The sequence below is a fragment of the Psychrobacter sp. LV10R520-6 genome (assembly GCF_900182925.1).
GTDB lineage: Bacteria > Pseudomonadota > Gammaproteobacteria > Pseudomonadales > Moraxellaceae > Psychrobacter.
This window is the reverse complement of the sequence record NZ_LT900024.1, coordinates 1,537,549-1,549,326: the sequence shown is the minus strand read 5'-3', so window position 1 is coordinate 1,549,326 and position 11,778 is coordinate 1,537,549. Positions and strand designations below refer to the sequence as shown.

The 11,778-nt window shown below is 43.0% G+C and carries 9 protein-coding genes and 1 pseudogene; 3 read left to right on the top strand and 7 right to left on the bottom strand.

The genetic code is table 11. The annotated features are described in order from the left end of the window. Nucleotides 1–189: 189 nt before the first annotated feature. The 5 genes from nth to dnaQ form a co-directional block, all read right to left on the bottom strand. Nucleotides 190–885 (bottom strand): endonuclease III, encoded by a 696-nt coding sequence (gene nth, locus U1P77_RS06435; protein WP_321156517.1) that lies wholly within the window; start codon nt 883–885, stop codon nt 190–192. 94 nt (nt 886–979) lie between these two features. Next, the gene (locus U1P77_RS06430; RefSeq protein WP_321156516.1) at nt 980–1,858 is read right to left on the bottom strand and encodes an RnfABCDGE type electron transport complex subunit B; all 879 of its coding nucleotides are present in this window, start codon (nt 1,856–1,858) and stop codon (nt 980–982) included. A gap of 95 nt (nt 1,859–1,953) precedes the next feature. Next, nucleotides 1,954–2,883, bottom strand: a complete 930-nt coding sequence (gene nudC / locus U1P77_RS06425; RefSeq protein WP_321156515.1) for an NAD(+) diphosphatase — start codon at nt 2,881–2,883, stop codon at nt 1,954–1,956. Nucleotides 2,884–2,999: 116 nt separating this feature from the next. Next, nucleotides 3,000–4,682, bottom strand: coding sequence for a hypothetical protein (locus U1P77_RS06420; protein WP_321156514.1), 1,683 nt, complete (start codon nt 4,680–4,682; stop codon nt 3,000–3,002). Between the two features lie 165 nt (nt 4,683–4,847). Further along, nucleotides 4,848–6,563, bottom strand: coding sequence for a DNA polymerase III subunit epsilon (dnaQ, locus tag U1P77_RS06415; RefSeq protein ID WP_321156513.1), 1,716 nt, complete (start codon nt 6,561–6,563; stop codon nt 4,848–4,850). A gap of 345 nt (nt 6,564–6,908) precedes the next feature. Between dnaQ and U1P77_RS06410 the strand changes: the two genes are divergently transcribed. Continuing rightward, on the top strand, nt 6,909–7,466 hold the full coding sequence (locus U1P77_RS06410; protein WP_321156512.1) for a hypothetical protein: 558 nt from the start codon (nt 6,909–6,911) through the stop codon (nt 7,464–7,466). A gap of 106 nt (nt 7,467–7,572) precedes the next feature. Continuing rightward, nucleotides 7,573–7,878: a hypothetical protein gene (locus U1P77_RS06405; protein ID WP_321156511.1), complete on the top strand. Its 306-nt coding sequence runs from the start codon at nt 7,573–7,575 to the stop codon at nt 7,876–7,878. A gap of 404 nt (nt 7,879–8,282) precedes the next feature. On the opposite strand, the pseudogene U1P77_RS13545 reads toward U1P77_RS06405, so the two are convergent. Beyond that, nucleotides 8,283–8,379: pseudogene (locus U1P77_RS13545) on the bottom strand (YkvA family protein); the annotation flags it as partial. Nucleotides 8,380–9,037: 658 nt separating this feature from the next. Here U1P77_RS13545 and U1P77_RS06395 point away from each other — a divergent pair. Then, nucleotides 9,038–10,336 (top strand): LD-carboxypeptidase, encoded by a 1,299-nt coding sequence (locus U1P77_RS06395; protein ID WP_321156509.1) that lies wholly within the window; start codon nt 9,038–9,040, stop codon nt 10,334–10,336. Nucleotides 10,337–10,430: 94 nt separating this feature from the next. On the opposite strand, the gene U1P77_RS06390 is transcribed toward U1P77_RS06395, so the two are convergent. Beyond that, nucleotides 10,431–11,747, bottom strand: coding sequence for a DUF3100 domain-containing protein (locus tag U1P77_RS06390; RefSeq protein ID WP_321156508.1), 1,317 nt, complete (start codon nt 11,745–11,747; stop codon nt 10,431–10,433). Nucleotides 11,748–11,778 lie beyond the last annotated feature (31 nt).

Here is an 11,778-nt window from a genome sequence, read left to right as displayed (position 1 = left end):
CATTTATACGTTTATCACCTTACTATCATGGTAATTGATACGCAGTAACAACAGAAAAATAGGCTTATTCTACCTTGAAACGTCATAAAACTCTAGTGAGCTACGCTTGTTGTATTATAAGTAATACTCAACAAGGCGTTTGTTATGATAAACCTATGATGCCGCTAGTGGCTAAATTTGTTGGCACACTTAAAAGTCTAAAAAAGCGGCTTTGTCTTTAAACATACATTCTGCATACACGGGACAAGCGCCGCATTTAGGAGTGCGCGCCTGACAGGTATAACGTCCATGCAAAATCAGATAATGATGAGCATCAAGCATAAAATCCTCTGGAATGCGTTCCACCAGTTTTTGTTCGACGATTAATACGTTCTTGCCAGTAGCCAGCCCTGTACGATTGCCCACACGAAAGATATGGGTATCGACCGCCATGGTTGGCTGGCCAAAGGCGGTATTGAGTACCACATTAGCGGTCTTGCGCCCAACGCCTGCTAGCGACTCTAAGTCCTGACGATTATCAGGCACTTGGCTATCAAATTTATCAATTAAGTCGCGGCAAGTTTTAATAACGTTTCTGGCTTTGGCATTATATAAGCCGATATTTTTAATATATGCTTTAAGTCCGTCTTCGCCTAATGCCCAGATCGCCTCAGGGGTATTCGCTACCGGATACAGCTGGCGAGTGGCAATATTCACACTCACATCGGTGGCCTGCGCGGATAAAATCACCGCGATAAGTAGCTCAAAGTTACTGTGATAACTTAATTCAGTGACTGGCTCCTCAATCGTAGCAGCCAGCTTTTCAAAAAAAGGGCGCACGTCACGATTGGGCAAGCGTCTTGATGGCGGGGTATCCGCAGTTTTGTGTTTAACCGTTTTACTCATGGCGTTTTGGCTGTTGTTAGTGGGTGTGGATATTAATATATTTGCAGCTATTATCTTAGGAATAATACTTATGCATCGGGTCAGGGGAGCGTTACTATAGCTGAGACAGTTGCGATTGTAACGCTTCAAGTTCAGCTTGTTTGCTGCTATTTGCCCGCACGCTTAGCTGCTTCTCTAACTTTTTAATTTTACTGCGTAACTTAGCGGCGGCGATGGTATCTTTTGCTTGTTGCTCACTGATATCAAGCGTTTTAGTAGCTGCGTTATTAAGCTTGGCCTCTACCATACTGACCACAGGTCTGCTATTGCTGTTATCAGCAAGCTGCTCGGTAACGCGTCTGAGATGGGTATGATAACGCTGACGCAGCTCATCCTGCTCTTGTACACGCTCGGAAGTTGATAACGGCCGCTCAATAGTGACCAAATCAATGCAATCAACCGGGCAGGGCGCTATGCACAGCTCGCAACCGGTACACAAATCGGTAAAAATGGTATGCATATGCTTGCCCGTACCGACAATGGCATCAACCGGACACGCGGGAATACACTTAGTGCAGCCGATACAATCATCCTCACGGATAACGGCACGGACTTCACGAGGACGCTCAGTTACAGAGTCTATTGACCACTTTGAAGGTGCGGCAGAGAGTAGATTCTCAGCCCTATTTGCAATGTTATTTTCGGTGCTATTGGCGGTATCACTTTCGTCATTAGGATTAATAATGTGGGCAATAGCATCGGTAACAGGCTGACCACCGGGCACGCATTTATTGTACGGCTCGCCATCGATGACAATGGCAGCCGCATAAGGCAAACAGCCGTCTGGATGCTCACAGAGACCACACTGAGTTTGTGGCAGGCAAGCATCAATAAGCGCAATTTGCTCTTGCATATCAGCGGGCAAAGTATCAAGCGCTAATGTGTCAAACAATATGGGCAGATTTGCTAAGCGGGCGTGTATAGTACTGGGCATTTAATTCATGGCCTTAAAACTGGCTTAAAAAGAGTGATGATATATTAAGGTACTAATGATAAAAGTGCTAATGATGAAGGTATTCACAATAAAAACTAAAGCGCCATACCTTGCTCATGGACAATTTGCTCTATCAACTCATAAGCAATGCTGCCTTTAAAAGGTATCTTAGGCAAGTTTGAGATATCAAAAAATTCGGCGTGTGATAGCTCATCTTCTTGCACTACAAGGTCGCCACTCGCATAACATGCTCGAAAGCCAAGCATCAGATTAGAGGGAAACGGCCATGGCTGACTACTCACATAGCGAATATCTGATAAGCTAATATTTACTTCCTCAGCTACTTCGCGTACCACCGCGTGCTCTAAACTCTCACCTACTTCTACAAAGCCAGCAATCAAGCCATATTGTAACGGCAGGCTTTGCTGTCCATAACGATGGTGATGCGCCAGTAAAATCTGCATCTCACCCGTTTGCGGGTTAGGACGAGTAATGGCCGTAATCACACAGGGCTGTACTCGTGGATATTGGCGTAGTTGACAGACCAGACAAACCATGGCGCGCTCATCTCGTTTGGCCGCGGTCACTGGGGCACTACAGCGACTACAAAACTGGGTATCTGCTTGCCAGCGTAATAATTGTATGGCTTGGCTAAGCTGAGCAGAAAGCGCTACCGGTAGCTGAGTGATGAGCTGTCGATAGGTAATAAAGGCATTATTACTATTTGAAATACTATCCGTAATTACCGGCAAAGCAATATTATTCGCTACCGCATAATCATAAGTAATAGCGCTGGTTGCTGGAGCACTGGCACTTATAACATTAACATCAATAAAGCCATCAGAGATCCAATGGCTTGGTGCTAGACTTTCCAGTAGCTCTACTCGCCCAACCTGATAGGCTTGCAGGTATTCGCTATCGTCTACGGTATCGAACTCTGATAATTGAACTTGCAGTGGCAACCAACCATCAAGCGTTCGACGACATAGAACAGTCTCGTCATTAAGTATAAAAGCGCTGCTCATAGCAAACTCAAAATATTCAAGGCAAGCGTAGGCCAAATCAGCATAAACTTGTTTAAAATAAAGGGTGTCACTGTTTTGAGATAACGAGTGTAACCGTATCAAAACAATCACAACGGTTAAGCGGCGAGCAGCTGACTTAAGCTGTGCTGACCCACATCAAGCGCCTGCTTACTCACAGGACGATTATGTTCAAAGCCATCCAAATGATAGTCTACTGCCATCATCACATCAGCGATATAAGCTAGGCTGTGATCATCGATGCGTTTATCATCTGTGAGACATTGCTGTATATAAGTCGCCAATTGACTGAGCATACTGGCGGCTGTTGGCAATTGTAAAAAGCGTACTGCACCAGCAACTTGGCGCATCATCTCAGGTATATTCTGAATATTGAGCAGATCTCGCTGAGCCTCAGACATATAATCATTGATGGCCTGTTCCGCACTGGCAATGGCAGTACGGCTTTCTTGTACTAAGGTGTCATACGCGGTATTGAGCTGGTGTAATGAAATACGAGGATTATTCAGTGGCAAGTAGACTGCCCCCGGAGTATGCATTTTTGCCATGGAGATAGCCGCATTCTCGGCATGCATTAATGCCAATAATAAGCCATCAAAATCTTCAGGAGAGGGTGTTCGCCACTTGGTTATCTCGTCTGCCGCTGTACGGAGGCTCATAGCGGCATCTGATAACCCTAATAAGCGGAACGCTGAGCTGAGCTCTATAAGTTCATTGGTTATTTGAGCGGTTTGCGCAGCAGCAGGGCTTAGCGTATCTCCGCGCGCATAGTGATCGACATTTTCTTTGATAGTATTAATCTGCATCTGAATGATGGCGTTTAGAGAGTCGGTGAGCGAGCGATTAGGACCGAATAAGAAGCGCTTCATCAGCTCGCGCTGTGATTCATCTAGCTTATTGTCTGCATATTGCTCACGCAGCAGATTGGCTTTTTCGTTATCACGTTGGCAGGCAAAGCTAACTAAATCGGCGAAACGGCTGTCCATCACCGGCAAATAACTGTGAAACTGTTGCTCTAAGTAAATAAGCGTGTGTTTTTGACTAAGGTTCAACGGCAATATAACGGCAAGATCAGTAACAGCTGCGGTTGCTGCTTGCCAAAATAAGCTGCTCGTATGTGCCCCTATCAAGGCACAGGCAGCGCTCATAGCATTTAGTTTCTGCTGAGCATCTTCGCTGAGTGCGCCATCTTGATAGGTCAGCGCAACCTCAAGGCCGCTACGATAGGCATAGCTCAAAAAGTCGCTATCAAGATTAAGCTCACTGAGCGATTGAAAGTTTTGTTCTGGGTTGGCGATAACCACGCTACTACTACCAAAAGTAGCAAAATAATCTGCTTCGATAGCCGCCTCTGTGCTGTGAGCGCGCAGCTTGTTAATAATAGGCAGCAATAACGACGGTTTTACGGTCTCGGTCAAGAGTACAAATTCAACATAGCGATCAAGCGTCATAATGGCTTCTGACAAATCCATAATCAACGCTGTATCGTTATTATCACCACTGTCATAAAGCTGCTGTAAACCCTGAGCGATGGCCGTGCTTAATACTTGTCCACCTGCGAGCGTTATCAGCTCAAAAATACAAGAAAGCTGTCCGAGGACGCTAATAGAATCTAATAACAAAGGCGCTTGAGCATTGTCATCATTAAATTCGCTTAGATGAACCTCAGTGTCTTTAAGCGTCACTATAATTTCTTCATGCAATATATGTAACGATGGCAGATCAAAGTTAGTAGTACTAAGCGTTGGGGCCGTTAATTTTATTTGCTCAGACTGGTTCATAGTTGTTTTTCCATCAATTGCTGATAACGTTAGGTGGCTGTTTATCAGATAGTTAGTTACCAGAATTAGTTATAAGAATTATTTATTACTAAGGCAATAATGGTTCATATTATTATAATTAAGAGCGTGCTATATACCTATCAGTATAAGCTATTATCCCTTCAATCACTGCGACATTTTGGCTTGGATTTCAGGGTAATCTTCTGCTAACGTCGCAAACCAGCTTTGATTGGTTGCCTCATCTACGGTTGATTCTACTAATAAAGAAGCTAGATTGGTGAAATTAGCATGAGCAGTGGGCGCACCATCTGTTTGCGTGTCTTCTTCAATGGCTAGAGTGACCTGTCCACCGGTCATTGCTAGATAAACTTCAGCTAAAATCTCTGAGTCCAATAACGCTCCATGAAAGGTACGGTCTTGCTTGCCGACATTTAAGCGGCGTACCAGTGCATCGAGTGTATTCTTTTGGCCAGGATATTGCTGTTTGGCCATTACTAGCGAGTCGGTCACTTTTACCCGCTGCGCAAAGTCTGTTAGGCCAACCTTATTAAACTCCATGGACAAAAAACTGATATCAAATGAGGCATTGTGAGCAATGATTTCTGCCCCATCCATAAACTCATATAAGGGTTTGGCAATTTTATCAAAGGTTGGCTTGTCGGTTAAGAACGCCTCGGAGATACCGTGAATACGGATGACCACATCATCCATACCGCGTTGCGGATTGATATAAACGTGTAGCTTTTCACCGGTAAATTTACGACCGATCATCTCTACAATACCCACTTCAATTACGCGGTCACCTTTGAGCGGATCGAGTCCTGTGGTCTCAGTATCCATGATCAGCTGCCGATTGGCTTCATTACGATGAATAGGCTTGGGTAATAAAGGTCTAAAATATGGATTGGCTCGGCTGGTATCACCATCGAAGCTTGGCAAATCAGTTGGCGCATTATCCTGCATGGTTGGCTCGTTGCTGTTTGTGTTCATGCTATTCATCATAGGTTCGGTGGTCATGGCATCGGTGCTTATATCAGTATCTATATCAGTATCTATATCGGTACTGGCAGTCGTCAGCGTGTCAGTGGCATAAGTTGTATTATGCTCATCACTGCTATGCTCAATAGCTGTTTGTTTAATGAAGCCGTCGTCTGACTCAGCAGCATTCACGTCGTCATCTAAGTCGTCATCTAAATCTAGGCCATCATCCATCATATTCAAGCCTAATGGGTCATCTAGAAGCCAATCAACATCAGATGCTACTCGACTGTCATGTATTTGGCTGTCACTAGGCATTATTTGCTCTTTTTTTTTAGCAGTATCGTCAATAAGTCTAGCAGACTGCTTATCATATTGCTTATTAACAACATCTTGCTCACTATTCGACGTCACACCAAGATTTGCCAATTCATCGGCCTTTTCATTACCAGCGTGTCCAGCATGACCTTTGACCCAATGCCAGTCAACATCTCGCGCTTGGCGTAGCTCATCTAACTGCTGCCATAGATCTTGATTGGCAACTGGTTTTCTGCTGGCCGTTTTCCAGCCTTTTTTCTTCCAATTGTCAATCCATTCTGTAATGCCGTTTTTAACGTAGCTTGAATCGGTCCAAATTTCAAGTTTTAGCTCCCGAGGGCTATGTTTTAGCGCTTGAATGGCACCCATCAGCTCCATGCGATTATTGGTCGTATCGCTATCACCGCCATATATATCCTGTGCGCGCCCATCGCTAAATATCAGGTGAGCACCCCAGCCGCCAGCGCCCGGATTGCCTTTACAGGCACCATCGGTATAGGCAACCGTCGCGTCTATTTTGGCTGCCATTGGATCAATAGCATGGTTTTTAATAACGGGTTGCGATGGCGTATAATTGTCTGACATAAAAACTCATTGGCCTAATAAATGGTAAACGTATGATGGCATCGAGGGGGTTGGTAAGCGCTATGTAACTGCTAGCACTACAGTTGATGGCTACTGCTAACTGATAATAATAGCGCTTGATTATAACAAATCCGTTAGCAATATGGGCAATCGCAATCCACAAAATAGTAAAACCACATATCAGAGCAGCAACTCTTTAAATTTCTGTTAAAATAAGTCTAATGGAAGATTCTGGTCATAATTTATCTGGATTTATCCAAGCGTATTGACGCTGCCACAACATATTTAACAATAGCGCTTCAATTAAAAAAACCTTTTAACGCATTAACGCAGGATGACCTTATCATGTTCTTACGCTCAGACGTTATTTGTAAAAAACTGACTTTAGTAGCGGTCTGTATCACTGCGAGCAGTGCACTATTTTTAACAGGTTGTAATGATACCAGTACTACTTCGGTGGATAACAATGCCACCGCTACTGAACCGGATTTATCTGTGTTTGAAGGTTGCTACACCGTTAGTAATGAAGAGCCAGCCCAAATAAAAGTCAGTCAACAAGACGGCGCTTGGGTGATGCAAATGAAAGAGCCTGCCAGTGCCAAACGCGTTTGGGATAATCCTGAGTCGTTGGAAGTGCTCGATAACAGTCAAATACCCAAATATTTCTCTATTGATCCCGATAATGTCGATGCAGTCATTGCGCGTCCTGATAGGGTGCTGGTCATGGCCCATGTCAAACCTGTCTATGCCAACATCGATCCACTGCTGGATAGTGAGTATTTAGCTTATATTTATAAAGGCGCAAACACTATTTATCGGTTAGATTGTGATGAGATTAATACCGATATTTTGGCCAATCCTCATGCCAATATTGTTATTGATAACGTTAATGAAAGTCTCTAGCGATAACAGGCTATCAATAATTTTTAGTTTGTGCTACCAATAGCCTATAGTTGGTAACGTAGCATAATATGCCGTCAGTCATTTAGTAAATATATGGTCAGTTAATATGAATTTTTTAAGTTATGTGGTGTTAGGCGGTTTCTCTTATGCGGCGGGTTGGGCAATCCGCACTTATATATTAAATAAACAGCCTGCGCCAGAGCAGCCGTACAATCTAAAGCATCCCGCAATTTTAGGCTATTTGGGCGCGTTCTTTATTATTATGCTCATCATCTCATGGATGATTGGACGCTATGCGCTCGGTCATATCAGCCTCGATTTACCATTTATTATTATCAATAGCATCGTAGCTACCTTTGTTTATTCATTTGGTCTTAATCCAGAAAAAAAGAGCTATGATGTGCCTGATTAGAGGCGGCGATTAGACAGTAGTGATTAATAAGTGACACTTGGTATCTAGTTGAGCCACTTTAAAACGAACACAGTATGGCTGGGAGAAAATTTCGAAGCCTCTGGAGTGACGCAGTCACACAGAAAGTTAGAAAAATTTCTGCCAGTTATACGAAACTATGTATGTGTGTATCTATTTTATTTGTTATTAATATAGCATTGTAACAAGTGGTTTAAGATATTAGTTACGCGCTTTACGACAGATCTTTTCTTAAAATTGTAACCACCGTAATGTCATAACCAAAAATAGTTAGGCTTTTTTCTTTAGTTTATCAGACGTCTTGGCAGACGATTGGCGCTTTTTCCACGTCTCATATTTTTTCAGGTCTTTTTCGACCATTTTTAAACAGAAAGCAATAATTAAGGCGTCATCAATATAGCCAACCACGGGGATAAAGTCTGGAATGATATCAATAGGATTCAGGATATAGAGTAAACCGACCACCACTGCTGAGATGGTCTTATAAGGCACCTTACGATAATTTCCTTGAGAGTAGTCTTTGACTAGACTCAAAAACAGCACGACATCGGTGGTAAAGCGCTCAAGTTGAGTACTCTCTTTTAGTTTTTCTTTCAGCTTTTCCTCTTCTTCGATGATGTATTCGAGATCAGCATCTAATAGTTTTTCATTTTTTTCGTCGTTGGCCAGCTCTGCTTTTTCATCCTTATGTGGCATCTTGTTACTGAGGTTACTGTCATTCTGCTTTCTATCGCTCATTCTGATTATTCCTTTTATTATTAATTAGTACGATTAGTTGGTATTGTTAATTTATTATTCACATTAAAAATAAATACTTATGTTAATTGTGTAAGCTCATACTATAGCAAGCGCAACGGCAAGTACCAAATAGCTTGGTTAGCAATTTGTTGTGCATGGGTAGCGGCAGGTAGCAGCCTTAATTTTCCATCGTAGCGAAAAGGCAAATAAGGGCAAAGGTTAGGCAACTTTGGGTGCTATTAAATACGCTACAATACGGTCTTTTAAAGCAGACAGCTGTCCAAAATAAAAGCTATCCAAAATAAAGTTTGGCTCAAAAATACCCAAAAGCACTTAAAAATACTCAAAAATAAAAAATTATCTAAAATCAAATTAAGTTGAAACTTAAAGGTAATAACAAGATATGCGCTCAACGATACCAGCTCTACAACAACCATCAAAAGACAAACAAAAAAATATAAAAAAAGAGTCTAAAACAGCTACTGGGCTCAATCGACGACAGTTTTTACGCCGAGTAGGGGTGAATGCTGGTGCGGGCCTTCTGGCGGCTCAAAGTATTACTCAGTCGTTAGCCGATACCACTATTGATCAAGATAAAAACACGCAGCTGACCAAAGATGATTGGCCAACGTCATTGGTTACTGACAGTCCATTATCGCAGGAAGGGTCACAGACGCTATCGCCACAAGCAAATTGTATAGTGCCCAGTATTGAGACACGGCTTTTTGCCAGCTCCAATGTAGGTAATAATAATACGCGTAACGAGTTGGCATTAGATCGTATGGCATGTGCAGGCTTTAAGGTCGCTAATCCTACCATCGTCAGTCGGCAATATTTGCGCTTTGCCGGTACAGATTCGCAGCGAGCTAGTGATCTACAGAATATTGCGACGGGTGCTATAGCTGCCCCCAAACTACTGCTTGGCGTGCGTGGTGGTTACGGTGCGGTACGTTTATTGCCCATGATAGATTGGCAAACGCTGGGGCGAATTATGCAGGAGCGCGGTACGATACTCGCAGGTTTTAGCGATGTTACCGCTATACAGTGTGCGTTACTGGCGCAAGGGGGCATGAGTTCGCTTGCCGCCCCGATGCTCTATAGCGAGTTTGGCAAAACCAAACCGGATCAAGTCAGTTGCCGCCAGTTTGCAGAAGCACTAAGTAATCCTAATTTAACTATTGATGTGCAAAGCGCAGTATTGACCAGTCAGAAGTTACCGACCATTCTTGCGAGTAATGACAGCCAAACACTGACCGGAACGATTTGGGGTGGTAATCTTAGCGTAGTATCAGCGCTGGCGGGTAGTGACTATCTGCCGCGTATTGATGGCGGTATCGTGTTCTTAGAAGATGTTGGCGAGCAGCCTTATCGGATTGAGCGCATGCTGTATGACTTGTATTTAGCTGGCGTGTTCAAGCGTCAACAAGCCATCGTATTTGGCGCATTATCGGGAGCAGGCGAAGACAGCTATGACGCACGTTATGATGTGGCAACTGTTATTCGACAGCTTCATAAGCTAACCGGACTGCCTATCTATAATGGTATGAGTTTTGGACATATCAGTAAAAAACACAGCTTTCCGCTGGGGGCACGTTGTCAGATTAATCCCAATACAGAAGGCGGCTACAAATTGACTTTCGCGGATTATCCCACTATTAAAGTAGATAATATGAATGTTGAAGGATTGTGGCAAAGGTTGTAGGTAAAAGGTAACAAATGAACCACTCAAAGTGGCTCATTTTCTTAATAAATTTTTATCCTAAATCTGATTCACTATAGCTTGATATAAAAATCCTTTACAGCATAACTTGTGCAATCATAGCCGACCCTAAGAAAGTACCCGTAAAGGTAAGTATGGCAACAACTGCAATTTTAAATCCGGACTTTTTGAATAAATTTACTTCCATCTGGGAAATTGCAAATCCTGCATAAGCAAGCACAGGGGTAATTAGTTGTAAGACCCCCAGCTTTTCTGTTTCTACTAAGACGTATTCGCTCATTGGGAATTGTGGCAAGGATATTAGAATAGCCACGATTGATATCCAAGCAATAGCGGGAACATTAATAGGGATAACTTGTTTTAATAGGATTCCAATGATACAACAAGCAAATAGAATCAGCATAGCAGGCAAAGCAGAGATTGGACTAACGTCTTGTCCAACCCAATTACTCAATAGCAGTACGACACATATAACAGTTAGTAGAGCAACAGACTGCCATACCGACAGAATAGATTGCTCTTGTATACCGGCGCCAAAATCTGTTTGTGTGGCGGCATCAGCGCTACCATTCTTTTTGAATTTGCTGGTAACTTTGTATAAAAACTCTGTAACTGGAAGAGCAACAAATAAGCTGACGAACAGTCCTGTGGCATAAGTTAACAGATTGGAGGTCGCGGCAAATGCAGTAATGGTTTCCTCTTGAGCAGGAACAGTCTCTGCCAGTGCTGCCGAACAGGCACCCATCATGCTACCACTACCGATACCACAAGCCATTGCTAGCGCCCGAATATCCATGATATCCATAGAAGCAATGATACCAGCCATTAATGAGAAATAAATTGCTCCGAATAACGTGCCCATTACGTAGACGCCCATGACACCCATACCTTCGGCACTCTGAAGTCCATATTTATCAGCGATTAAAGCAATATTGGGTTCACGAGCGATGGAATGAGTGGCCCCGATAGCTTCTCGCCCCATGCCAAATACCAATACCGCAACGGGTAAGGCAATAAGGGCAGTGGCTACATTACCTAGTTCTTGTAGCAGTAGTGCTGGACCTGCGGCTATTATTTCTTCAATATTAGGACCAACGCCAACACCAAACTTAGCAATAAAAGGCATGATACTTAAAAGAATGGCATAACTGGCAAATTTTGCTCGTTTCTTGGTTATGACCGCTTTCATTGAAGGAATAACGTTGGGGTTTAATAGTATTGCAAAGATAAATGCATATAGTAAAGGCAGTAATACCAATACACCAATGCCGATAGGAATCTTAATGATGCCTATCCATTCTGCAAGTAGTGACACAACAATCACAAGTAAATGCAGCTTCCAATCAAGTAGGTGCTTGGTCATTGTAGGTGACAGCACACTATTATTATTCATATCAATTCCTTTTGTATATTGATATTACCGT

Bases quoted from the DNA above. Each gene is read 5' to 3' on its own strand.
- nth (WP_321156517.1), bottom strand. From the start codon at position 885: ATGAGTAAAACGGTTAAACACAAAACTGCGGATACCCCGCCATCAAGA.
- U1P77_RS06430 (WP_321156516.1), bottom strand. From the start codon at position 1,858: ATGCCCAGTACTATACACGCCCGCTTAGCAAATCTGCCCATATTGTTT.
- nudC (WP_321156515.1), bottom strand. From the start codon at position 2,883: ATGAGCAGCGCTTTTATACTTAATGACGAGACTGTTCTATGTCGTCGA.
- U1P77_RS06420 (WP_321156514.1), bottom strand. From the start codon at position 4,682: ATGAACCAGTCTGAGCAAATAAAATTAACGGCCCCAACGCTTAGTACT.
- dnaQ (WP_321156513.1), bottom strand. From the start codon at position 6,563: ATGTCAGACAATTATACGCCATCGCAACCCGTTATTAAAAACCATGCT.
- U1P77_RS06410 (WP_321156512.1), top strand. From the start codon at position 6,909: ATGTTCTTACGCTCAGACGTTATTTGTAAAAAACTGACTTTAGTAGCG.
- U1P77_RS06405 (WP_321156511.1), top strand. From the start codon at position 7,573: ATGAATTTTTTAAGTTATGTGGTGTTAGGCGGTTTCTCTTATGCGGCG.
- U1P77_RS06395 (WP_321156509.1), top strand. From the start codon at position 9,038: ATGCGCTCAACGATACCAGCTCTACAACAACCATCAAAAGACAAACAA.
- U1P77_RS06390 (WP_321156508.1), bottom strand. From the start codon at position 11,747: ATGAATAATAATAGTGTGCTGTCACCTACAATGACCAAGCACCTACTT.